Here is a 21,410-nt window from a genome sequence, read left to right as displayed (position 1 = left end):
GCCCCGGCGGGGCGGGGAAGGTCAGTCGCTCGTCGGCTCGTCGGCGGCCGCCGCAGTCGTCCCGGTGGTGAACGGCGGCGGGACGACGACGCGGAGCGTGTCGTGCGGCTGCGGCTGGTCGAAGTCGTCGATGTCCACCAGGGCGTCAGCCACGCGCGACTTCGCGAAGTCGTCGGGGTACTCCTGGCCGTTCGGGGAGTCGGTGAAGTACGCGGTCGGGTTCGCGGTGTCCCAGGCGGGGCCGTCGTCGTAGTCCAAGGTGACGCCGAAGCTGATCGCGGCCGGGCGGCGCAGCTTGGGCCGGTCGTCGAACCACTCCGCCAGGGCGGCACGCAGGTCTTCCAGAAGCGTGCCGTACGCGTGCGGGGTGTGGTCCTTGGTCCACAGGCGCGGCTTCTCGCACCGCTCGCAGGCCTGGAGGTGCAGCCCGTTGAGCTGCGAGCAGATGCAGCGCCACAGCAGGCCGGTGTGCTGCGCCAGGTCGGTGAGTGCCACCTGCTGGGAGAGGAAGGCGGCGCTCATCAGGTGGTCGATGACGGCGGTGGCCGAGCTGGGCGGGGTGGTCGTGCCGGTCATGAAATGTCCCTTCGGGAGCCGCCGGGGCGTGCCGGGCGACGGGGGTGGAGTCAGGCGGCGGGGGCGAGGGAGTCGAGCAGGGGCTTGACGAAGGTCCGGGCGACGGCCAGCGCCGGGCGGCGCCAGTGCGGAGAGGCGCCGTTGAGGAACTGCCACAGCCCCTCGTTCGCGAGGACGACGTCCCGGCCTTCGGCGCCGGGCACCGTGCCGGGGGCGTGCGCGCCGTTGATGTCGACGTGGAAGCCGTCCGGCCGCATCACGACCAGGTGCACGAGCTGGCAGGTGCACACGTCTTCCACGACCGGCTCGTAGCCGCAGTCGTCGGGGTCGTAGGAGCACTCGTTGTCCACGAGGACCGCCATGGGCCATCCCGTGGCCTCGGACAGGGCGCGGGCCATGGCGTGGCACTGGCCGCTGGTGAACGCCTTTCGGGCCGCGTCGTTCAGTTGGCCCGTGGTGACGGAGTGCTGGGCGTGGAACACGCCGGGCACGGTCATGGTGATGCCGTCGGGGAGCGGGGCCATCTCGCCGAGCTGGAGCATGACCGCGTCGAGGAGGTCGGCCGCATCGTGCGCGGTGGTGGTTCGGCTCTCGTCGTAGTCGGCGCGGTCGTCGTCCATCACGTCGCCGTCAGCGTCGAGGTACTGGCCGAGGGTCTTGCGCCGCGCGTCGGCGAACGTCCAGTAGTCGCGCAGGAGATCGACTACGGGAGCGGCAGGGAGTTCAAGGGTGCTGGTCACAGGGTGGGTCCTTGCGGTGAGGCTCGGGGCCGCGCCCCCTGGCCGGCTGGGGCACCGGGGGCGCGGCAGGGGCGGGTCAGTCGGTGTCCGCGTAGACCGGGGTCACGTCGGGCTGCTCGGCGGCGTAGTCCCGTTCGGCGCGGTGGAGGATGAGCGCGGCTGCGTCGGGCCCGAAGAGGAGCAGGAGGTCCGTGACGAGGTCGCTCGCCTGCCACGCCTCCGGCTCCTCGGCCTCGGCGGGCCCGCAGGTGGCGACGTAAGAGCTCAGCGCGGCCTCGGCTCCCTCGCGGTTCACTCGGCGGCCTCCCGGGCGGTGAGGTCGTCGGCCAGGCCCCCGGAGACGTCCGCGTACCGGGTGAGCGGGCAGCGCGGGTATCCGTGGTTCCACATGTCGCGGATGGCCTGCTTCGCCTCCAGCTCGGCCGCCTCCGCTTCGGTTACGGCCGTACGGGCGAACACGGGCTGCATCTCCGTGAGCCGGGCGTGCACGGCGCGGGCGATGCTCCCGAGGAACGGCCCGGACTGGCCGGTGCGCTCCCGGAATCGGCTGTTGGTCAGGGCCATGAACTGGGAGGTGGGCGAGCCGTCCGGGTAGGTGAGCTGGGCGAGCGCGTGCGGCCGGACGGCGAGCAGGTCGAGGGCCATCTCGCTCACGACCGGGTGAGAGAGCAGGTCGGTCGTGTCGGCAAGCTCGATGACGGCGGGGGCGGCGGCGGTCACGGGGGCTCCGTTCAGAGTGCTGGGGGCGCTATACGTGGGGAGGGAGGGTGGCGGGCGGGAGCGGCTTAGGTCGCGCGCTCCCGCCCGTCGGGGGCCGTCAGGCGGCGGCGAGGCGCGCGGCCTTCTCCTGGTGCGCGGTCCAGCGGGCGCGGGCCCGGCTCAGGGCCTCGCCGTCGCTGGCGGCGCGCACGTGCCAGCCCGTCAGCCCCTGCGTGAGGAGTTCGGCCTTGACCTGGTGCCACGGGCGGCCGAGGCACAGCCGGTCGGCCAGGGAGACCGAGTGGACCGGGAAGCCGTCCTCCGGGTCCGTGTCGGACGAGAACACGACGATCCGCGCGGCGAGGGTCTTGTCCGTGATGACCGGGGCGGGCGAGGCGTGCGCGCCGAGGATGGCCAGCGCCTCCCGGAACGCTTCCTGCGACGTCGCGGGGGTGAGCGTCCCGGCGGCCGCGCGGCGGTCGAGGTAGGCGTACGCCTCGTTGAGGCCATCAGCCGTGGCCCAGTCCCCTTCGGCCAGCCACGCCCCCGGTTCGGCGCCGATGTGCCCCCAGAGGTCCGTAGCGGTGAAGTAGGGGCCGCCCCACCGGATCGTGTCGGAGCCGTTGCCCCGGTGGGTCTCGACCGCGTACCGGGCGGCCGGGTGGAGCGCGGCGAAGAGCTGCGCGGCGTGGAAGCACTGCGGCTCCAGCTCGGCGGCGGTCGGCTTCGCCGGGCGGGCAGGGGCGACGGGCGGGGCCGGGGCAGGCGCGGGGGCCGGGCCCTGTTCCGGCTGGGTGGTTCCGGTGCGGGCCGCGAGCTCGGCGGCGATCCGCTTGCCGACGAGGGTGAGGACGCACCAGTTGAAGCCGCCGTTGGGGTTGTTCACCTCGCGGATGAGGCGGCGGCGCTCTAGGGCGTCCACGGTGCGGCCGTGGACGGTGTAGGGGACGCGGCCGTTCGAGGCGGCGGCGGTGGCCAGGAGGGCGGCGCGGGCGTTGTGGTTGAGCCCGGCGATGATCTCGCGGATACGCGGCGTGGACACAGGTGTCCCCTTCGGGTTGGTTGGGAGCGTTGGTGTTGGCCGCTCGCTCGTGCGGTCCAACAAGCAAAACTGTACACCATGTCCGTCAGGGTTTGGTAGGGGACCCTGCCCCGACGTCCCGCAGATGCTCAGCCACAGACCCCCGCGCCCCGAGCTGGGACGCGGCCATCGACCGCCACCCGCACGAGCACACCGCCTCCGACGCCCCGTCATACGACCGCCCCGACCACAGAGACGACTGCCCCCACCCCTGCGGCCGGGACGTCCGCGTCATGTGCCGGGCCTCCGGCGCGCACAGCAGCCGCAGCCCCGCATCCGCCACGGCCGCCACCCGCGCCGTATCCCACTGCGCCCCCTCCAGCCGCGCCGACAACTCCACCCCGGCCGCCGACGTGACCGTGAGCCGGCCGTCGGGCCACACCCGCACCGACGCCCCGGGCACGCTCCACCCCACCGACCCGTCCGACGCGCGCGGGATCCCGTTGGCGTGCGTCCGGGTCATCCGCGCCACCAGCCGAACGGACTCCGGGGCCGCGCCCGGATTCCGGTGGTCGGCGGCCGCCGGGGCGTGCTCGGCAAGCGCGGACAGCCACGCCCCGGCGTACGGGTACGCGGCCGGGCGCAGCGTCACGAGCGCGGCCCGGTCGCCGTTGCCCGCCCGGACGGCAGCGCGAACGAGCTCCCTGCCGGGCACGCTGCCGTACTTCCGCAGCAGCACGGCGCCGCGCGGCGTACGGAACTCGGTCGTCTCACGGTCGGCAAGCAGGATCAGGCCGGGCACAGGGAGCCTCCAGGGCGACGGCGGGGACGGCCGGGGCCGTCACCCGTTCGAGTCAATCGAGGGGAGCGCAGGCGAGAATCAGGGCCCTGCGTCGTCATGTAGGTGAGCGGCCCGCACGGAGCCGCTCACGAGCGGGTCAGGACGGGCAGGGCTGCGGGTGGACGCGGGCACGGGCCCGCTCCAGGACCGCCGCTCGCCGCTCCGCCGGTATCGGCAGGTGGTGTGCGACGAACACGTACGGGCCGTCCCCAGGCGCGGGCATCCGGTGCACCACGAGTGTTCCCCCGGGGAACACCTCGGTCGGCGCGGTGATGTCGAACCGGACGCGAGTCCGGCCGAGACGGCGCACCCACGCGTACGTCACCCCGCCGTGCTCCGGAACGGAGTGCCGGGCCGGGCCGATGCTCAACCGGTAGCGCGTGCACGCGGTGGGCACGGCCGGGTGGTCATGCTCGCCGGCCCAGTGCTGGCACCGGGCGCAGCACGCCGACCGGGCGGGGCGCTCGCACGGCACGGCGCGGAACACCGGGCCGAGATGCCCCGGGACCATGCCGCCGCTCTGCGGCCACGACAGGGCAACCGTGCCGGTGTCGGGCTCCAGCGCGGCCGCACCGCCGCAGTGGAGCGCGGAGCGGAGCAGCGAACGGACCAGAGCGCCGGACACGGGCGCCGCGGAGCCGGGCCGGTCCGCGTTCGCGAGCAGATACGAGTGCCCCGCAGCTTCGAGCGGTCGAGCGATGGCGTGCGGGATGTCGAGCTGGGGGAGAACGGGCGTCTGCACGGGACGGGTTCCTCTCGGTGTGGCGGGTGGTGAGCGGCGGGCGAGGGTGACAGAGGGGCGGTGCTTGCGGCCCGGGGCGCGGGAGGGCGCGCCCCGGGCCGGCTGCGGTGTCAGCGGGTCAGGCGTAGCGCCGGAGGATGCGGGTGATCGCGGCCGCCGCGTTCGCGTCCTTGGAGTGCGTGTCGCGCTCCCAGAACTCGAACGGGAGGTCGCGCCGCTTCTGGTACTCGCCGAGGTACCCGAGGTCTCCCCACTCGGCCCCGTTCGGGTAGCCGGGCAGGCACGTCCAGCCGTAGCCGTCCAGCGTCTCGGGGTCGATCTCGGTGACGACGAGGTGCCCCCAAGGGGAGTGGTAGACGACGCACGGCGCGTCCTCCGGCCGGGGGCGGGGCGTGCTCGGCTTGAGACGGCGGAGAACGGCGTCGGTCGGGTAGAACGCGTGGCCGCGCAGCTTGCGCTGGTTCTCGAACAGCGGCATGTCGGAGAGCGGGTGGAAGCGCGGGAGGGTCAGGTTCACGGGTGTTCCGTTCTCGGCGTGCGGGGCCGCCGGTGCGCGGCAAGGGGCCGCGCCCCGGGGCGGTTGTCGGGCCGTCAGTGCTTGGTGTTGGTGGTGGCGGTGCCGTTCATGGCGGCGTCCATCACCAGGGCGCGGGCGGCCGGGTTGTCGAGGAGCGCGGACACGGTGAGGTCGCGGATCATCTCGGCGCTGTCCCACGGGCCGAAGGTGCGCCCGGGAAGTCGGGAGTACTCGGAGACGTAGCCGTTGCTCACCGCGCGGACGGTGACCGTGTGGCCGTCCTCCTCGGTCGCCGTGGCGTCGGGGGCCGGGTAGTGGGCAAGGGGGTTGGCCAGCGCGGCAAGGGTGGCGTTGGTGAACATGTCGAGCGCGTTCGCGTCGTCGGTGAACTGTTCGGCGACCGTGCGGCCGCTGGCGATGGCGGCGGCAACTTCCTCGCGGGTGTACATGGGGATGGTCATGGGCGTGCCTTTCTCGACGTGCAGGAAGGGGGGCCTGGGGCGCGGGAGGGCGCGCCCCGGGCCGGCTGGAGTGTCAGGCGGAGACGAGCACGGGCGCGGCGGGCGCCACGGGGAGGGCGTGCGCGAGGCTGGACGTCTCGACGGTGCGGGTGTCCCAGTGGGGGTCACGGGGCCAGTCGACGCGGGCCATCGAGCGGGCGTCGTACCAGTGGCGGCAGAGCTCCATGACGACGCCCGTCGTGGTGGTGTCGTTGTGGCGGGTGACGCGGTCGCCCACGGCGAAGCCGGTCGCCGCACGCTCGCGCTCGACGCGGGTGTGGTCCACGGGCCGGATGCCGGTGTCGGGGATCTCCGCGTTCGGCCAACGGCCGTCCCATGCGATCGAGAGCGCGCCGTCGTCCACGGCCGTGACGGTGCCGCGCTGGAGCATCAGGCGCTTCTCGGGCTGACGTCCCATGTAGTCCAGGGGCGGGGTGTGCACGATGGTGCGTTCCACCCGGTCCCCGACCGCGCACCGGTCGGCGGGCCGGTGCTCGCGCGGGATGACCATGACCATCTCGTCCGGCTCCCAGAAGGGCGTCTGCCCGTCGATGCAGACCGCGCCCCACATTCGGATCGGGAGGGCGACGAACGCGGCGGCGGACTGCATGGCCCAGCGCAGCCGGTTGGGGTTCAGCGGGGCGCTGGTTCCGCCGAGCACGAGGTCTCCGGCGCGGACGTCGGTCGCGGGGACGATGCGCAGCATGGTCATGTCCGTGCCGTGCGGGGCCTGCTGGTAGGGGGATTCGTCGGGCCGGTTGGCGACGATCAGGGGGATGAACGTCACGCTGCACGTGGGCAGGGTCGTGGGCACGGTGGTGCCTTTCTGGTGGGTTCGGAGCGTTGGCGTTGGCCCGCTCGCTCGCGCGGTCCAACAAGTAAAACTGTACACCATGTCCCCCGATGGTGGGAGGGGTGAGGTCACGCGGCCGGCCCGCACACCCGGTTGCCCATCGTCCGGCAGTCCCACCCCGACTCGTCCTCATCCACACGGCCGTCGCCGTTGTCGTCGCCGGGCCCTTCCCGGTCGACGTCGGCAACAACCGTGACCGGCGGGGCCGGGCGCGCCGGGGCGGGCGGAGCGGAGCGTACGGCGCCGACCATGGCGGCGGCAAAGAGCACCAGGAGGGCCAGCAGACCAGCGAGCACGGCGGCGGCACGGCACCGGTCAAGGAACAGACGGGCACGGGACATGACGGGATCTCCATTCGAGGGAAGGGGCGGGGCGCAGCGGGGTGCCACGCCCCCGGGAAGGGCGGGGAACTACGCGGAGACGCGCTGCCAGCCGGCCCGCTCGCGGGCCACCATCGCGCGGGCGCGCTCACGGGCCGTGGCCAAGTCCGGCGCGATCGGCGACAGCAGCCGGTACGTGCGCACGTCCCGGCGGTCCGCCCACAGCTTCCAGCCCTCCACGGTGCGCCACGCGTGCCCGCGCGGGTTCCGGCACGGGTAGGACTCCTGATTCGACGGGTCGATGTTGCGGGGGGCGCACGACGTGCACGGCCACCCCAGCGCGTGAGGGTTGCCCCCGCCGTACGTCCCGTCCTCCTTGACGACGACCGCCAGGAATACCCGCCCGATCGCCCCGGGCGCATTGGAGGGGAGCCGTACGCCCATCAGGCGGGCCGCCTCCAGCTCGGCGAGCGCGGTGAGGAACTCCGTGTGCGCGGCCTCCAGTTCAACGCCCCACGCGCCCCGGTCGTTCATCACGACCAGCGCCGCCCGGTACCGCTCCAGCGCCGCGACCGGGCCGGGGAGGTAGGCCAGCTGTCCGGCGGACGTCACGCACCACTCCTCGTCACCGTCGAGGTCGATGTCCCGCACGGTGAGCACGTGGCCGCACGGGCAGTGAAAGCGGCGGTCCGGCCGTGCGGTGAACGGGTCGGTGCCGCACTGGCCGCACAGGAGGACGGTCACCACGGTGGGCAGGACGGGGGCGGGGCGGTCGAACGCGAGCATGGGCGTCTCCAGTCGGGAGTGGGCAGGGGTGAGCGGTGAGGGTGGCCGGGCGGCCCGTGGAGGGGGAGTGGGGCCGCCCGGCCGGTCATGGGGCGTAGCGGGGGCTACGCGGCGGGGACGTACTCGGCGGTGCGCTTGTACTTGCCGCATCCGGTGGGGAGCGCGGGGTCCGTCAGGCGGTAGATGAAGACCTTGATCCAGCGGCCTTCGGGGTAGCCCTTGCACGGCTTGGTGCGCCTACGGGTCTGGCGCGGCTGGTGGCCGTGGTGCGCGGCCCGGTACTCGGCGGCGACGTGACGGCCGGCCCAGGATCCGTACCGGTCGATCTCCGGCTCGTCCATGCCGAGGATCGTCAGGTAGTCGCTGACCTTGACGCGCTGGGTGAGGTCGCGGTGCTCGCGGGTCTCGACGCGGCGGGCACGCAGCCGGGCGGCGAGAGCACGGCGGTGGGCGCGGCGGGCGGTGGAAGCAGACACAGGGGTCCCCTTGGGTTTGGAGCGTTCGGCGGTGACGGTCGCTCGTCCGCACCGCCGGTCGGTGCAAGCACCACTGTACACGACCACACATGAAAAGTGCACACCGTGTCCAACAATGAATCGGGCACCCCTATAGGGACCGGAACCCAAGGGATGCATGAGCGCAGGGGTGTTGACGAACATCGGACGTGGTGTACAGTTCTCAACGTTGGACGGAACGAGCGACCCGCCCAACACCAACGCTCCACACCCAACCAAAGGGGACACCCATGTCCGTCACCCTCGACAAGCCCAGCGCCCCCGAGCCCCTGTTCATCGCTGTCAGCCGCGAACCGGACGGCCGCATCGCCGACGTCACCGTCTCCCTCGACGCCCCCGACCCCGAGACCGTCTGGACGAGCACGCTCGACACCACCGTGTGGACCACGCCGGCCCCCGACTACGACGGGGACGCCGCACGGGCCGTGAAGGTGCTCGACCTCGCTCTCTCGGCCGACTACCGGGACAGCGACGGCCACACGTGGTCCGAAGGCGAACGCCAGAACCGCGCCTTCCACACCCACAGCCAGGAGCGCGCCACCCTCCGCACGATCGAAGCCCACATCATCCGGGCCGGACTCCTCGACGTCACCACCGGCGTCGCCCAGTGCCAGGGCTACGGGCTCACCGTCATCACCGGCCACTGCCACGGCGGACACCACGTCGTCGTCCAGGGCCCCGACGGGTGGGAGATCGCGATGCAGGACTTCACCGACGACTCCGGGTGGTCCGCCGCCGAAACCATCGCCCCCGCGACCGCGTCCCCGCGCACCGTCGCCACCGCGATCCTCGCCTACGTCTACGACGGCACCGAGACGCGCGGCGAGCTGCGCCCCCTCGCCCGCCTCCGAGTCGCCTACGCCCAGTGGCGCCGTACCCCGCACTGGAAGAACTTCAAGTACCGCGCCGGACTGCTGCGGTGGCGCATCACCCGCCGCGTCACCGTTCGCATCCCCCGCTGACCCGCCGCCCATCGGGGCGCGCCGCACCCACCCGGTGCGCCCCGGCCGGCCCGCGCCCCCCGCACGCGCGTAGGACGGTCTCATCAGTTCCACGAGAGCCCGTTTGCGCTGCTCACAGCCTTGCCCCTCGGTCTCACCGTTGACGCGGTCCGGTCCGGCCAGGGTGCCCCTTCTTCTTCCTTCGCCCTTCCTGGGAGTTCTCCATGTCTGCTGTCCGTGATGACCGGCGGTCCGCCATGTTCCGGCCGTTGACCGACGTGTCCGAGGTGACGTTCGCGGCGTACGCGGTCACCGCTACCCCTGCCTCTGACCTGATCCCCGGCACGCCGAACCCGCGTCCCATGTCCGGTGCGCTGCTGCGGGCCCTGCTGATCAACGCGAAGGAGTGCGGCGGCGCGCTCGCCCTGGACGACCTGTCCAAGACCGTGGGGTTCACCTACGCCGCCGGGATGTTCCACGTGATGGTGCAGGTGGCCCGGCCGCTTCCCACGCCCCGTACGCCGACGTGCGGTGAATGCGGCCAGTGGAAGAGCGAGCACCGCAACCCGAACGCCACCGCGTGCGAGAAGTTCGACGTCGAGCCGCGCCCGGACTCCCCGTCGAACCGGCTGTGCCTGCGGTGCCGTCAGCCGTTCCTGCACCACGGGCGGCCCTACACCGTCGCGTGCCACTCGTTCCACGCCCTCAGGGTCTGACCCGACGGCTGGCCGGGATGCGCTCCTCCGCCACCCCGCTCCGGCTCTCCGCTCCCGCTGCCTCCCGTCTCCGGCCGCGCCGCCCTCTCCGTCGCGGCCGGGTTCAGGGCGCGCCGTAAGCGAGTGCCCCGGGCCATCATCCGCGCCCGCCCCTACCGAACTGTCTGGAGTCGTCATGACCTTGCTGTCCCCGTCCGTGCTGCCGGTGGTCCCCTCCGCGTTCATGCCCGGTGATCGCATCACCGTCGGGTCGTGCACCGTGGTGCGTCTCGCGTCCGGGGTCTGGGAGTGCTCGACGTGCAAGGACGACCCGATCAGCGTGGACGACGCGACGATCCGGGATCTGTTCGTCAGCCCGTCGCGCCTGACTGAACTGGGCCGCGTGCCGATGGTGGCCCCGGCCGAAGTCCCGGCCGACGCGCCCCTTCCCGGGCGGCCGGTGCTCTCGGGGGAGAAGCCGTTCGAGCCGGGTCGGACGTACCTCGTGTGCTCGACCGGCGTCGGAACCGGCCTCGCCGGGGTCCGGGGAGGGTCCGGCCCGTGGGGAGCGGTGCAGGCGGCTCTGGTCCCCGCGCACGGCGGTCCGTCCTGCGGCGAGCACTTCGAGGTGTCGCTAGCCGAGACCGGGACCGTGTTCATGCGCTGCGCGGAGGGCGGCGTGACGTTCGCGTTCATCCCGGCCGAGCAGCCGACGGAGACGGAGTCGCACGCCCTGATGACCTACGCCGCCGTCCTGGCCCTCTGCGACCTGTCGACGTACGTCGTCGTCCTCTGACCTCCTGCCGCGGGGGCGTGCCGTCCGTGCGCGCCCCCGCCGGCCCACCCCCACCTGACCGTGAGCCTCCTGGAGAACTCCGCCGTGACCAACCCCGTTGACTACCGCACGCCCCTCCTGGCCTTCCATGCCGCCATCCGCGCCGTCCGGCAGTCCCCGGGGCTCTCGACCCTCGCGGCGTTGTCCCGGGCCGCCCTGGCGCTGCCCGGCGGCCCCTCGAACGTGGTCCAGGACAGCGAGATGTACGTGTCCCTCCTCCGGGTCCTGGAGCGCGCCGAGGAATCCCAGCTCTTCGGGCGGATCGACCACATGGACGACGCGGTCACCGACCTCACCCGGATGATGCCGAGCTGGACGCCCGCGTACGCGACAGTCGCGATGAGCGATGCCATGCGGCTCCTGTCCCTCTGCCACGAGTACCGGGCCGACATGGAAGAGCACCCGCTCGACCCGTGGTCCCGGGCCGCTGAGGCGGGGACGCGTCTGGTGGGGATCATCCTGCGGCGCACCGACGCCCGGCAGGCCAACGACCAGATGGTGCGCACGTCGACGGAGTTCGCCGACCGGATGCGATCCGCTGTCACGTGGACGGCAGTGATGGCCGCTGCCCACTTCGCCGAGTACGCCGCACGCCGGTACGGCCTGCTCCCCATCGGCCCGCGCATCGCCCGGATGAACGGCGGCCGTGCCGAGTGGACCCGGGTTCTCGGGTCGCAGCGGTGGGTCTTCGAGCTCACGGAGGGCGGCTACCTGGAGGACTTCCCCCACGGACGCGTGATTGTCCGCCTCTCCGGCTCGTACGAGCCCACGCGCACGTTCGCACTGACCGCCCGCACCCGCCGCAAGGCGCTCGCCCGGTTCGTCAGCTCCCTGTGACCCCGCCTTGGTGGGGCGTGCGCTCCGCGCGCCCCGCCGGCTGTCCGCCCCGACTCTCCCCATGAACCCTTGGAGGACTCCCGCATGACCACCGAGACCTACGCCGTGACCGTCACCGATGCGCGAGCCCTGCTGACCGCCGGGCAGAACGCCGTGCGCGCCGTCGAGGAGTACGGATCCCCGGCCACTGTGCGCGGGCTGGACACGGCCCTGTGCGCGTTCCCCCTCATCGACGACCAGGCGCACCGGGCGGTGACCAATGCGCTTCGGGCCGTCAGCCTTGCGAAGGACGCTGAGACGTGGGCCGTGCTCGACAAGGCGGAGCGCGCCGTGTCCTCGTTCATCCACACCCCCGACAGCCGGGAGCTGGGAGACGCCGCGATCCTCGCCGTGGCGGAGCTCGCCGTGCACGCCACCCATCGGAGCAACACCGCGATCGGCGGCTCCGCGGTACGGCGGGCGTGGGACCGGGCGCACCGGGACGGCGCGACGGCCATCCAGGTCATCGTGTCCGCCGTAAGCGGGTCGGCTGACGGCCGGGCGCTCGACGGGGCGATGACCAAGCTGTTCGGCTCCATCCGGCGGGCGGTGCCGTACTTCGCGCTCGTGGAAGTGCGGCTGGCTCTGGTGGAGTTCGCCCGCTCGCACGGTCTGTTCGTCGTCGGCATGCGACAGCCGATGCCCGACGGGGACTGGGAGTACGCCCGCCGGCTCGGGGGCGCGGTGTACCTGTTCCGCGTCGACCCGCCCAGCATCCGTGAGCCGTACGGCGCCGTGGTTGTGCAGCGCATCGCCGAGGACGGCAGCGGGGGCACGGTCCGTTCGTTCGGCCTGTACTCCTTCGGCGAGCGCCGCACCGCGCTCAACGACGCCCTCTCCCGCATCTGAACGTCCGCCCGGCCCGGGGCGCCACTGTCCCGGGCCGCCGGTCCGCTGCTCCCTCCCCTCGGCCGTAGTCGTGACGGCCGTGCGCAGGGCGCACCGTGCCCCGTCGAACCCCACCTCCTGGAGATCCCCCAGTGACCATCACCACCAGGTCCACCCCGACCCCGCGGCCGGCCGTGTTCCCGCCGCCGTCCACCCCGCTCCTCTTCGCCGACGGCGACCGCTACGAGTGGCCCGAGACCGGCGCCGCCTGGACCCGTGTCGACGGTGGGTGGCGGCCGACCCCGGACGACGGGAGCGGCTACCTCACCGACGTCGAGGTGCGCTCCTTCCTGCACCGGGCGGTCGTGCACTGGGACGTGCGGCACCGCTTCGTGCCCGTGGCCCCGGGAGAGATCCTGCCCGGCGCGGCACTGCACGGCCGCCTCGACCTCGGCCACCTTCCCGTGGGCGACTTCCAGTCCTTCGCCCAGTACGTGACGTCCAGCCGTACGGGCGACCTGGTGCCGCTGCGGGACCTGATTGCCGAGTACGACGAGGACATCGCGTACGACTTCAGCCGGACCATCAAGTTCGGGGACACGGCTCACCTCCTGGGCGTGATGCTCACCGAGCAGATCCGCCCCGAGCTGTCCTACGACGCGGCCGCGGGGCGCCTTTACGCGCGGTACGAGAAGTTCGAGGACGGGCGGCGGGACGCGGGCATGCCGCCGGTGAAGTGCCTGCACGTGTTCGTGCTGTCCGGCGCCCCGGCGGAGGCGTAGCCGTGTCGAACACGAAGGAGCGCGGCCGGCTCGGCGACATCCTGACGCGGGAGTTCAACGAGTACGTGGCCGCGCTGATCGAGGCCGGGCACGACTGGGAATCCGTCTGGGCCACCGCCACGTGGCCGCCGGACTCCACCCTGCGGTGGCTGCACGGCCGGTTCCTGCTCGCGCGGGAGTGCGCGGCCATGATCGGTCACCGGTTCCACGACGAGGAGATCGCCCGGCTCGGCCGCGAGCACCTGGAGTACCTGGCGATGTTCCCCGACGGGCCGCCGAGCCTGACCGATGACCGCTGAACGCTCGTGGGCGCGCGCGCAGCTGGCGTTGCGCGCCGATGCCCTGCGCTACGAACTCGCCCGGCGGGTGTGCGGCACCGTCGAGGCTGACGGGGCGGTCGAGACCCGGCGCGTCCGGGTCGACGTGACTGTGGTCCCCGTCCGGGCCGGCGTGGTGCGCGTGACCGTACGGCGCCACGACCGGGCCCGCCCTCCCGTGACGGTCGAGATGCCCGCCGACGGGCTCGACCTCCGTGCCGTAGTCGCCGTCACCCGCGTCGTGTCCCGAACGCCGTGGCGCGCCGTCCTCGGGGCTCTACGGCCCCGCTTCGCTTCCCCCTCACCAGAGACCAGGAGAGATCCCGATGACCCGCACCGAACCGCCCATCGTCGTCCGGTCCGTTGACCTTGCAGCCCGCGTGACGACGCTACTCGCACGTACCTTCCCCGAGTACAGCCCGGGGGAGGGGCACGACGGGTTCCGCGTGGAGTCCATCGACCGGCAGGAGCCGCGCCGCATGTTCGTCCGCTGGCACAACGGCACGCCCGCCCGGCCGGCGTCGGCGCACACCCGCCAGAACATCCAGGACCAGATCATCGAGACCCTGACCCGCGAGGGGTACGCGGTCACGATCGCGCCCGACCGCGAGGACGTGTTCGTGAACGACCGGCCGCACGACACCTCCAGCCCTCGCTTCGCGCCCGCCGCTTCCGACATCCCGTTCTCGGCTCCATGGCTGGTGATGGACCGGTGGACCCGGGTGCACATCGGGACGGCGGCGAGCGAGAGGAAGGCCGCGTCCGGGGCGATGCGTGCCGAACGACGCCACGTGCTCACCGATGCCCGCATGGCCTGTGAGCCGGGGCTGCTCAACTACTTGACGAGCGCCGACAAGGTTCTGGGGGACGGCTTCATGTGGCTCCGCCGGGACCTGGACACGGGCGACGGCCACCCGGAGCCGGTTCAGCGCGAGCGGCTTGACGCGCTGGTCGACGTCGCGAACGCTCTGCGGCACGGTATCGAGCTGGAGCACAGCGGGCCCATGGTGACGTACGTCCCTCGACCGGGGAGCGTCGTGCAGTGGGCGCCGAAGGCCTCCGCCCCGTCCGTCGGCTTCTTCCCCAAGTGGACGCGGACGGCGGACATGGACGCGGCGATCACGCTGCTCGTCGAGGCCGAGCTGCACCCGGTGGTGTACGGGGTGGAACTCGGGGACGGTGGCGTCATGTGCGAGGCGTCCGGGTTCCTCGTCGGCCCGCCGCACGACGGTGAGATCGGGCGCGGCGTGCACCTGTCCGAGATCGGGAGCGAGCACCCGGGCGAGATCGAGCGCGCGGCGGAGGTGCTGCGGGCGGCCGGCTGGACGGTCGAAGCCGACCCGGCGTGGGACGGCTGGTACGAGGCGTTCCCGCCGGCGGAGTGACGGGGGCGCGGACTGTTCCCCGTGGGAACACCTCCGGCACGGGGGCCCGATTTAGCAGGGCCCCCTTCCCCCACCCGATGGACATGGTGTACAGTTTTTCTTGTTGGACCGCACGAGCGAGCGGCCCAACGACAACGCTCCGTATCAACCAGGAAGGCACGCCCGTGTCTCAGACCACCGTCCTCGCCCCCGCGGCCAAAGCGCCCTTCACCACCCTCGCGGTCCTGGAGGCCGCCCGTGGAATCCTGCGTCGCGACTGGATGGCCAGCGCCGCAGGCGTCCTCCGCTCCCACCGCGGACACCGCATCCTCGTCGGCATCCGAGGCGTCGAGGTGCACGCCCGCGCCCTCCTGGACGACGGCACCCACAGGGAAGCGTCCACGCGCGCCGCCACGGAAACGCCCGCCGCCCTCGGCAAGGCCCTCGCCGACATCGTGACCGGCGAGCTGGAGGGCGCTTTCGCCGCCGTCAGCCGCACCCGCCAGACGGCCGCGAAGGTCGCGTGCGTCGCCCCCTCCCGCGCCCGCACCACGTGGTACCACGGCGAGGCCCGCACCCACTGGACGATCCCGGGGACCCGCGCCCAGGTCACGCACAGCACCAAGGTCACCCGGGACAGCTACCACGACGAGACCCCGGACTTCACCGCCTCGCGCGTGGAGTTCCACCACCTGACCGTCGACCAGACGACCACCGTGCTCCGCTCGATCAACACCCACAACCGCGACCCGCGCCTCTCCAACCCGGTATACGGGCCGCTCGCCGAGCAGATCCGGGCGGCCGCACCCGGCCTCCGCGCCGGGGACACCCACAACGTGCACGGCGTCGGCCCCACCACCACGTCGCTGTTCGTGGACGGCGCCGTCGAGGTACAGCTTCACCTGCTCCGCGAGGACGGGCCCGCGACCCTCACGGTGTGGGGCTCGATGGACAACCAGCTCCGCGCCATCGCCGCGCTGTAAGACCCCCCGGTCGCCGCGCGCTTCCCCTGGCGCGGCGGCCGGGCTCCCCCTGAGCCCTTCTGACATGGTGCTCACTTTTCCTTCGTGGATGGGCGCATGGCGCCCGTCCTGGCGCGCCCTGCCGCGCCCTCTGCGGCCCTGCCGCCTCCCTTCTTCCTCGGCCGCGCCCGCCGGCGTGCTGCCCCACTCACACGGAGCTGTCGCGATGACGCCCAACGACTTCGCCCACCTGCCCACTTCCGCCCGCACCTCGGCCCTGCGGACGATGGAGTCCACCCGGGTCAACCTCGCCATCGAGGTCAGCAGCAAGGACCGCGCCGAAGCGCGGGCCGTCATGCACCGGCTGAACCTGGACATCGACCGCGCCCGGACGGCCGTCGCGAAGCTCGACGCCCGCAGCGTTCTCTACCCGCCGTCCCCGGACGCGGCCGAGGAGCGTACGCAGCTCACCGAGGACCTCAAGCGGTGCACCCCCGAGCACCGGTACGCCTCGGCCTGGAGCGCGGCCGCCGACGTCGCCCATGAGTCCGCGAAGCTGGAGCGCGCCTGGCTGGACCGGCCGGACGTGAGCAACGACCAGCGCGTGCGCATGCTCGCGAGCCCCCTGGAGTCCTGCTCGCAGCGCGATGTGACCGCCCCCGGCTACACCGTGACGGTGCTGCATTCCGACCCGCACAGCCCCACCCTGCTCTGGCGGGAGATGCACCACGGCGTCGTTACCCGCAGCCGGGTCCGCTCCATGCTGTCGAAGTGGTTCGAGCGGGAGCAGACCCACGTGCTGCGCGACCCGCACGGCCGGCTGTACGTCGCGGCGCCCGGCCTGCGCATGGAACTGATCCCCACGGACATCGCACCGCCGCAGACCGGCGGCGACGTTCTCCGGGCCGCGCTCGCCGCGTACGGCTTCACCTCCTACCAGGACAGCGAGGGCGGGCACACCTGGCTCGTGGTCCCGCTGGACCCGCGCATCACCGAGGACAGCGACAGCGAGATCGGCATCCACATCCGGATCAACTCGGACGACCGTGTCGACCGCCCCGCCTCCCAGCACGAGCGGTGGAGCGCCGGCGTCCACGACCAAGACGGCGACTACGTCACCACCCTCACTCCCGCGCCCGACGACTCCACGATCGCCGAGGACTCCGCCCACGTCGCCCGCGCCGTCGACAACTTCGCCCGGACCGTCGGCCAGCGCTGACCCGGGGTGCCGCACTGCCCGCCCGCGCTCCTGGCACGGGCGGGGAGGTGCGGAACTCCGGTTCCTGTAACTGTCCACACCAGGGAGAGGCTCACCATGTCCGCCACCGCGCCCTTCGGGGCCGCCATGCCATCACGTCGCCCGCCAGCGCACATCGTCCCCAACCCTGCCGCCCTGGCCTCGTACCTGGCGACCCACCAGATGCCCGGTCAGCGGTCGATGACCGCTATCACCCTGCTCCGCCGCAAGAGAGCCCGGCTGAACGCTCCTGTGCCCACCCCGCGGCCGGTGGAACAGCGGGCGTACGAGCACCTGATGCGGCGCGTCCACACCGAGATCCACCGCCGCGGCGGTGAGACGGAGATCGAGGGGCAGTACGGCACCGCACGCCTGGAACTCACCAACCAGCGTGACGGCCTGGTGCTCGTGCACGCCGAAGGCTGGCGCGCGTACGGCAAGTCCCCCGCCCGGCGGGTGCGGCTGAGCTACCTGTGGGGCCGGGACGACGCCGGATCCGGCCCGTGGGCCGCGCGGGTGCCAGGCAGCGTAACGACGGTCGAGGAGGCCCTCGACTGGCTCACCCCGGCCACGGTGAAGAAGGCCCTGGCCAACGGCCGACGGGTGCGACGCCAGGGCGACGTGTACGCCGTCGAGACGACCAGGGCGTTCGACGGCGGAGGCGTCGGCGAGCTGCCCGAGTCGCACGAGTGGCGTCCCTCCACCCGGGTCCTCGTGCACAAGCCGGAGGACGGCCGCCGCCACCGTCCCGTGCGCCTGCCCTGGCCCGTCCGGTTCGTGCCCCAGACCGCCTACGACATGGGCCGGACCGGATCGCGCACCAACGCCGACTGACCGCCAGCACAAGGCGGGCCCGGCTGTGCGGCGGCCTCCCTGCGCGCCGAGCACCCCGCCCGCTGAGACCCGTTCGCCGGGTTCACCCCGACCCGGCCTGTTCCCCAGGAGCATCATGAATCAGCTGTTCGGGCCACCCATCGATCTCAGTAGCCTGCCGAACTTCGCGCAGGTGGACGTCCGCCCCCGCCGAGTCGCTTTCTGCGGCCGCGTCTCCACCAAGGACAACCAGAACCCTTCCAGCTCTATCCCCCGGCAGGTGGTCCTCGCCTCCCAGGCCCTCCAAGAGGGCGAGAAGTTCGCGGGGCACTTCTGGGACGTCGAATCCGGCATGCTCCCGCCGGAATCCCGGGGCCTCGGTCCTCAGGAGATGTACGACGCGCTGCGCGTCCCGACCCCCCGTGACGGCGGCCTTGCAGACCTGCTTGACCGGGCCGAGTTGATGGGCATCACGCACGTGGTGGCCGAGCGTTCGGACCGTGTCGCGCGCGCCATGCTGACCGGCCTCAACGTGGAGCACGCGCTCCAGAAGGCTGGCGTGGAGGTGGTGTACGCCAACGAGCCCTTGGGCGGCACCGAGTCCGGTCGGCTGCGCTCTCGCCGCTACGGCCAGGTCGAGGCGGAGGTCTACCGCGCCGTCCTGATGGAGATGTCCACGGGCGGGCAGCACCAGCACGCCATCGGCGGCTGGAACCACGGCTACGCGCCCTACCCGTACATCACCGTGGTCGACGAGGACGCGCCGGTCGCAGCCCGGGGCCGGTTCGGAGACCAGCGGCCGAAGAGGAAGCTGGCCCGGCACCCGGACGAACGTCGCTTCGAGGCAGCCGCAGAGCTCCACCGTCTGCGGCGGGCGGAGCACCTCAAGTCGGCCGACATCGTTGCGATCCTGTCGGCCGAGCCGGACCGGTACCCGATCGACGGCAGGTGGACGCACAACCGCGTCGAGGGGCTGCTCGCGAACCCGAAGCTCGCCGGCTACCAGGTCTACAACCGCAAGGCGTCCCGGACCGGGCGGGCGGGCCACTCCGTGTGGAACCCCATCTCTCAGTGGGTCTGGTCGCCGCGGCCCGTGCACGACGCCGTCGTCAGCCTGGAGCAGTGGAAGCAGGCCCAGGAGGTCACCGCCTCGTTGCGGGCGGGAACCAACGGCGGCCCGCTGCTGCGGATCCGCGCGGCGGCCGCCAGGCGGGGGCTCACGGTTACCTCGATCAGCAGCAACGCCGGCCACACGCTCTACCGAATCGGCGACCGGCAGTGGGTTTTGCCCACGCCGGTCCCGGACATGGTCGCCCAGCAGATCATCACGGCCCTGGAGGGTGGGGAATGAGCGACAGCATCAGGGCCACGGCGCTGCGCCTCGGGCGCGAGTGGGTCGTGCAGGTTCCCGAGCACGGCGTCTACAGCCACGGGACGACGTTGAAGCGGGCCCGTGCCAGCGTCGCCGAGGGCCTGGCGCTCGTGGGTGTCACCGCCGAGGTGACGCTCATCGCGGAGTCGCCCGAGCTGGAGAGGCTGCGTGCTGCGGATGCCGCGCGCATGGAGGCCTTGACCGTGGCGGTGAGCGCCTTCCTCCTTCGGCGTACGTCGCTGAGCGACATCGCCCTTGCCACGGGCGAGCCGGTCAGGGTCGTGAAGTCGATCATCGCCGAGCACCGGCTCAAGCCGTCCGCAGAGGATGTGGATGCCGCGCCGAACGAGCCGGCGCAGCTCAGGACTGGCGACCTCGGCACGCAAGCCCCCTGAATGCGGCCTGTGAGCCGGATGCTGTCTGCTCCCGGGCGGACAGCAGACGAGGGGCCACGGTTCATCCGGGGCCCCTCGTATCCGGCTGCGACCGCGTCTTTGGCGGGGGGCCAACCAGGTCAGATGGTCAGGCTTCGGACTTGTTACGTTGCTCTCGGACCTGCGCGAGGTGACGTTCATAGGCCATTCCGAGCGAGAATTTGTCGCCCGGCTTGAGGTTCAGCTTGCGGTAGATCCGGCCGAGCCGATTGGTGACTGTCCTGAGGTCGACGCCCAGCTCGCTCGCGATGGCTTCGTTCGTCCGCCGGGCGAGGAGCCCTCGAAAGATCTTCTCGTCGTCGGATGTGAAGTCGGCGGAGCCCGAGAAGCGCGCGTAGCCACCGGTCCAGGGGTCTGCGCGGTTCCACTGTTCCTGGTAGACGGCGGCAAGTTGAGCGACCATGCCTGGGTTGGTTACAAGCCATCCGGTGTTTCGGCTGAGGTAGCCGGGGCCAGGACGGTGGTCCGAGATGATGGCGCGCCCCTTGAGCCTGGCGCCGGGGTTGCCCTCGACGCCGGCGTCGACGAGGACCATGCGGTGGAAACCTCCGGGAAGGGTGCGTACTTCTGCTCCGCGCTCGGTCACAGCTTCCGCCCACTCCTTCTGGTGTGGTTGATGGCGTGCGCTGTCGAGGTAGATCGTGCGGTAACGGATGCCCCTGGCGAGGTTGTCGAGGTCGCGTTGCTTCGTGGTTTCCATGGTCTCGGGAGTGCGGTCGACGGGTTGGGCGGTCCAGACGGAGGACTTGATGTCGTGCATCGACTCGACGATCGCTGCCCGGCATTCCTCGATGGTGGCGAGGAACTTCATGCCGCCTTCTTCGCTGGAAGTTCGTTGCGGCAGTTCCTCGACGAGTTGGGCCGTGTTCAGGATCCGGGCGACTGTCTCCTGGACGTCTCGCAGCTCCTTCTCGGCCTGACGCCGGAAGACGCTGCCCCTGTCAAGCAGGACGTAGTGCTCTGCCTTCCAGTGATTGGCGAGGATGAGCTCGCGCTCCAACAGTTCGGCCAGGCCGGGGGTGCCGCCCGGGACGTGTTGCAGGCCGTCGGCCATCTGGGTGTACAAGGAGCGAGCCTCGGGCGAGAGCCAGCTCACCCCGACTGACGTTTTGCCCGCTTCTTGCTCTTTCACGTAAGTTTCTCCCCTTACTAGTTCACGCAAGTGCGTGTACGCGCATGCTCCGCAGCTTGATCTTTGAAGCCAGAATCAATCAAGCTCGAACGTAGATGTTCGTCGACTCCAGGTGGCGGCCACCAGCAGGTTTCTGCATGGCCGGGCTGACCGGAGAGGTGAACTCGGCCATGCCTTGCGCGACAACGCGACAGCGCGGAAGCAGTTCTGATACGACCGAGGCTCGCGTGTTCGCACAACCATGAAGAAGGTGGAATCGAATGAAGCATCTGCGTACGGCTCTCGCGGGCCTCACTGGCGCCTTTGCGGCCGCCCTCCTGCTGATAGCCGGCACGGGTGGAGCTTCGGCGGCCCTGGCCGACCCCGAGTGGGGCGTCGTAACGCCGTCGGCCGTCCTGGCGGATCCGGAGTGGGGTAAGGCTCCGGTCGCCCTGATCCAGGACGACCCCGCAGGGAACGCCGAGGCCACGCCGACAGCGAAGCTGGACCCCGAGTGGGGCTGAGCCATACCTAGGGGCAGCGCTGCTCTTAGAGGGCCGTCTGGAGGGTGGGGGGCCTGCCTCCCAGACGGCCCAACTCCAGGAACGGCCCCCACCCGTCCCCGGATACGCACTAGATCGTTACCGAACTCTTGTTCGGTGTGTCTTTTTGGGGGGATTAAAGCCGTGACGACCGGTTCGGCAGAGAACAGCACCACTATGTCCGGTAGGAA

The 21,410-nt window shown here is 71.9% G+C and carries 28 protein-coding genes; 14 read left to right on the top strand and 14 right to left on the bottom strand.

The window, feature by feature from the left end; translation table 11 throughout:
- Window positions 1–21: 21 nt before the first annotated feature.
- The 13 genes from ACIP84_RS36580 to ACIP84_RS36520 form a co-directional block, all read right to left on the bottom strand.
- Complete coding sequence (locus tag ACIP84_RS36580) at window positions 22–576, bottom strand: hypothetical protein (RefSeq protein ID WP_401804265.1); 555 nt, start codon at window positions 574–576, stop codon at window positions 22–24.
- 50 nt (window positions 577–626) lie between these two features.
- Window positions 627–1,316 (bottom strand): hypothetical protein, encoded by a 690-nt coding sequence (locus ACIP84_RS36575; RefSeq protein ID WP_401804263.1) that lies wholly within the window; start codon window positions 1,314–1,316, stop codon window positions 627–629.
- Between the two features lie 76 nt (window positions 1,317–1,392).
- The gene (locus ACIP84_RS36570; RefSeq protein WP_401804262.1) at window positions 1,393–1,611 is read right to left on the bottom strand and encodes a hypothetical protein; all 219 of its coding nucleotides are present in this window, start codon (window positions 1,609–1,611) and stop codon (window positions 1,393–1,395) included.
- On the bottom strand, window positions 1,608–2,036 hold the full coding sequence (locus tag ACIP84_RS36565; RefSeq protein WP_401804260.1) for a hypothetical protein: 429 nt from the start codon (window positions 2,034–2,036) through the stop codon (window positions 1,608–1,610). Before ACIP84_RS36565 ends, ACIP84_RS36570 begins: the two co-directional genes overlap by 4 nt.
- 97 nt (window positions 2,037–2,133) lie before the next feature.
- Window positions 2,134–3,057, bottom strand: coding sequence for a hypothetical protein (locus ACIP84_RS36560; RefSeq protein WP_401804257.1), 924 nt, complete (start codon window positions 3,055–3,057; stop codon window positions 2,134–2,136).
- 85 nt (window positions 3,058–3,142) lie between these two features.
- Complete coding sequence (locus tag ACIP84_RS36555) at window positions 3,143–3,838, bottom strand: hypothetical protein (protein WP_401804254.1); 696 nt, start codon at window positions 3,836–3,838, stop codon at window positions 3,143–3,145.
- Window positions 3,839–3,974: 136 nt separating this feature from the next.
- The gene (locus tag ACIP84_RS36550; protein WP_401804251.1) at window positions 3,975–4,619 is read right to left on the bottom strand and encodes a hypothetical protein; all 645 of its coding nucleotides are present in this window, start codon (window positions 4,617–4,619) and stop codon (window positions 3,975–3,977) included.
- 118 nt (window positions 4,620–4,737) lie between these two features.
- Window positions 4,738–5,136: a hypothetical protein gene (locus tag ACIP84_RS36545; RefSeq protein WP_401804249.1), complete on the bottom strand. Its 399-nt coding sequence runs from the start codon at window positions 5,134–5,136 to the stop codon at window positions 4,738–4,740.
- A gap of 74 nt (window positions 5,137–5,210) precedes the next feature.
- Window positions 5,211–5,597 carry a hypothetical protein gene (locus ACIP84_RS36540; protein WP_401804246.1) on the bottom strand — a complete coding sequence of 129 codons (387 nt, stop codon included), beginning with the start codon at window positions 5,595–5,597 and terminating at the stop codon, window positions 5,211–5,213.
- Window positions 5,598–5,670: 73 nt separating this feature from the next.
- On the bottom strand, window positions 5,671–6,423 hold the full coding sequence (locus tag ACIP84_RS36535; RefSeq protein WP_401804243.1) for a hypothetical protein: 753 nt from the start codon (window positions 6,421–6,423) through the stop codon (window positions 5,671–5,673).
- A 134-nt stretch (window positions 6,424–6,557) separates the two neighbouring features.
- The gene (locus tag ACIP84_RS36530; protein WP_401804240.1) at window positions 6,558–6,830 is read right to left on the bottom strand and encodes a hypothetical protein; all 273 of its coding nucleotides are present in this window, start codon (window positions 6,828–6,830) and stop codon (window positions 6,558–6,560) included.
- 69 nt (window positions 6,831–6,899) lie between these two features.
- Window positions 6,900–7,595: a hypothetical protein gene (locus ACIP84_RS36525; protein ID WP_401804237.1), complete on the bottom strand. Its 696-nt coding sequence runs from the start codon at window positions 7,593–7,595 to the stop codon at window positions 6,900–6,902.
- Window positions 7,596–7,699: 104 nt separating this feature from the next.
- Window positions 7,700–8,071, bottom strand: coding sequence for a hypothetical protein (locus ACIP84_RS36520; RefSeq protein WP_401804234.1), 372 nt, complete (start codon window positions 8,069–8,071; stop codon window positions 7,700–7,702).
- Between the two features lie 269 nt (window positions 8,072–8,340).
- Between ACIP84_RS36520 and ACIP84_RS36515 the strand changes: the two genes are divergently transcribed.
- The 13 genes from ACIP84_RS36515 (at window position 8,341) to ACIP84_RS36455 (ending at window position 19,527) form a co-directional block, all read left to right on the top strand.
- The gene (locus tag ACIP84_RS36515; RefSeq protein ID WP_401804233.1) at window positions 8,341–9,072 is read left to right on the top strand and encodes a hypothetical protein; all 732 of its coding nucleotides are present in this window, start codon (window positions 8,341–8,343) and stop codon (window positions 9,070–9,072) included.
- A 248-nt stretch (window positions 9,073–9,320) separates the two neighbouring features.
- On the top strand, window positions 9,321–9,767 hold the full coding sequence (locus tag ACIP84_RS36510; protein WP_401804230.1) for a hypothetical protein: 447 nt from the start codon (window positions 9,321–9,323) through the stop codon (window positions 9,765–9,767).
- A 175-nt stretch (window positions 9,768–9,942) separates the two neighbouring features.
- Window positions 9,943–10,542: a hypothetical protein gene (locus tag ACIP84_RS36505; protein WP_401804227.1), complete on the top strand. Its 600-nt coding sequence runs from the start codon at window positions 9,943–9,945 to the stop codon at window positions 10,540–10,542.
- 84 nt (window positions 10,543–10,626) lie between these two features.
- Window positions 10,627–11,418 carry a hypothetical protein gene (locus tag ACIP84_RS36500; protein ID WP_401804225.1) on the top strand — a complete coding sequence of 264 codons (792 nt, stop codon included), beginning with the start codon at window positions 10,627–10,629 and terminating at the stop codon, window positions 11,416–11,418.
- Between the two features lie 84 nt (window positions 11,419–11,502).
- Window positions 11,503–12,306 carry a hypothetical protein gene (locus ACIP84_RS36495; protein ID WP_401804223.1) on the top strand — a complete coding sequence of 268 codons (804 nt, stop codon included), beginning with the start codon at window positions 11,503–11,505 and terminating at the stop codon, window positions 12,304–12,306.
- Between the two features lie 131 nt (window positions 12,307–12,437).
- On the top strand, window positions 12,438–13,067 hold the full coding sequence (locus tag ACIP84_RS36490) for a hypothetical protein (RefSeq protein ID WP_401804220.1): 630 nt from the start codon (window positions 12,438–12,440) through the stop codon (window positions 13,065–13,067).
- A gap of 2 nt (window positions 13,068–13,069) precedes the next feature.
- Window positions 13,070–13,366: a hypothetical protein gene (locus tag ACIP84_RS36485; RefSeq protein WP_401804219.1), complete on the top strand. Its 297-nt coding sequence runs from the start codon at window positions 13,070–13,072 to the stop codon at window positions 13,364–13,366.
- A gap of 398 nt (window positions 13,367–13,764) precedes the next feature.
- Window positions 13,765–14,769, top strand: a complete 1,005-nt coding sequence (locus ACIP84_RS36480; RefSeq protein WP_401804216.1) for a hypothetical protein — start codon at window positions 13,765–13,767, stop codon at window positions 14,767–14,769.
- A 164-nt stretch (window positions 14,770–14,933) separates the two neighbouring features.
- Window positions 14,934–15,731, top strand: a complete 798-nt coding sequence (locus ACIP84_RS36475; protein WP_401804215.1) for a hypothetical protein — start codon at window positions 14,934–14,936, stop codon at window positions 15,729–15,731.
- Window positions 15,732–15,936: 205 nt separating this feature from the next.
- Window positions 15,937–16,929, top strand: coding sequence for a hypothetical protein (locus ACIP84_RS36470; protein ID WP_401804213.1), 993 nt, complete (start codon window positions 15,937–15,939; stop codon window positions 16,927–16,929).
- 96 nt (window positions 16,930–17,025) lie between these two features.
- The gene (locus tag ACIP84_RS36465; protein WP_401804211.1) at window positions 17,026–17,781 is read left to right on the top strand and encodes a hypothetical protein; all 756 of its coding nucleotides are present in this window, start codon (window positions 17,026–17,028) and stop codon (window positions 17,779–17,781) included.
- 115 nt (window positions 17,782–17,896) lie between these two features.
- Window positions 17,897–19,111: a recombinase family protein gene (locus tag ACIP84_RS36460; RefSeq protein ID WP_401804209.1), complete on the top strand. Its 1,215-nt coding sequence runs from the start codon at window positions 17,897–17,899 to the stop codon at window positions 19,109–19,111.
- Window positions 19,108–19,527, top strand: a complete 420-nt coding sequence (locus ACIP84_RS36455; RefSeq protein ID WP_401804206.1) for a hypothetical protein — start codon at window positions 19,108–19,110, stop codon at window positions 19,525–19,527. Before ACIP84_RS36460 ends, ACIP84_RS36455 begins: the two co-directional genes overlap by 4 nt.
- 127 nt (window positions 19,528–19,654) lie before the next feature.
- Here the strand turns inward: ACIP84_RS36455 and ACIP84_RS36450 are convergent, their stop codons facing one another.
- A complete protein-coding gene (locus ACIP84_RS36450) occupies window positions 19,655–20,698 on the bottom strand; it encodes a hypothetical protein (RefSeq protein ID WP_401804205.1) in 1,044 nt (347 codons plus the stop codon).
- 260 nt (window positions 20,699–20,958) lie between these two features.
- Here ACIP84_RS36450 and ACIP84_RS36445 point away from each other — a divergent pair, with 260 nt between their 5' ends.
- Window positions 20,959–21,201 (top strand): hypothetical protein, encoded by a 243-nt coding sequence (locus tag ACIP84_RS36445; protein WP_401804204.1) that lies wholly within the window; start codon window positions 20,959–20,961, stop codon window positions 21,199–21,201.
- Window positions 21,202–21,410 lie beyond the last annotated feature (209 nt).

It is taken from the genome of Streptomyces sp. NPDC088707 (assembly GCF_044752725.1).
Lineage (GTDB): Bacteria > Actinomycetota > Actinomycetes > Streptomycetales > Streptomycetaceae > Streptomyces.
Note: the sequence above shows the minus strand (reverse complement) of the source record. Positions and strands in the feature narration are given on the sequence as shown.

What these genes read in the sequence shown, in the direction of transcription:
- ACIP84_RS36580 (WP_401804265.1), bottom strand. Translation starts at nt 576, where the DNA reads ATGACCGGCACGACCACCCCGCCCAGCTCGGCCACCGCCGTCATCGAC.
- ACIP84_RS36540 (WP_401804246.1), bottom strand. Translation starts at nt 5,597, where the DNA reads ATGACCATCCCCATGTACACCCGCGAGGAAGTTGCCGCCGCCATCGCC.
- ACIP84_RS36530 (WP_401804240.1), bottom strand. Translation starts at nt 6,830, where the DNA reads ATGTCCCGTGCCCGTCTGTTCCTTGACCGGTGCCGTGCCGCCGCCGTG.
- ACIP84_RS36525 (WP_401804237.1), bottom strand. Translation starts at nt 7,595, where the DNA reads ATGCTCGCGTTCGACCGCCCCGCCCCCGTCCTGCCCACCGTGGTGACC.
- ACIP84_RS36515 (WP_401804233.1), top strand. Translation starts at nt 8,341, where the DNA reads ATGTCCGTCACCCTCGACAAGCCCAGCGCCCCCGAGCCCCTGTTCATC.
- ACIP84_RS36505 (WP_401804227.1), top strand. Translation starts at nt 9,943, where the DNA reads ATGACCTTGCTGTCCCCGTCCGTGCTGCCGGTGGTCCCCTCCGCGTTC.
- ACIP84_RS36495 (WP_401804223.1), top strand. Translation starts at nt 11,503, where the DNA reads ATGACCACCGAGACCTACGCCGTGACCGTCACCGATGCGCGAGCCCTG.
- ACIP84_RS36470 (WP_401804213.1), top strand. Translation starts at nt 15,937, where the DNA reads ATGACGCCCAACGACTTCGCCCACCTGCCCACTTCCGCCCGCACCTCG.
- ACIP84_RS36465 (WP_401804211.1), top strand. Translation starts at nt 17,026, where the DNA reads ATGTCCGCCACCGCGCCCTTCGGGGCCGCCATGCCATCACGTCGCCCG.
- ACIP84_RS36460 (WP_401804209.1), top strand. Translation starts at nt 17,897, where the DNA reads ATGAATCAGCTGTTCGGGCCACCCATCGATCTCAGTAGCCTGCCGAAC.
- ACIP84_RS36455 (WP_401804206.1), top strand. Translation starts at nt 19,108, where the DNA reads ATGAGCGACAGCATCAGGGCCACGGCGCTGCGCCTCGGGCGCGAGTGG.
- ACIP84_RS36445 (WP_401804204.1), top strand. Translation starts at nt 20,959, where the DNA reads ATGAAGCATCTGCGTACGGCTCTCGCGGGCCTCACTGGCGCCTTTGCG.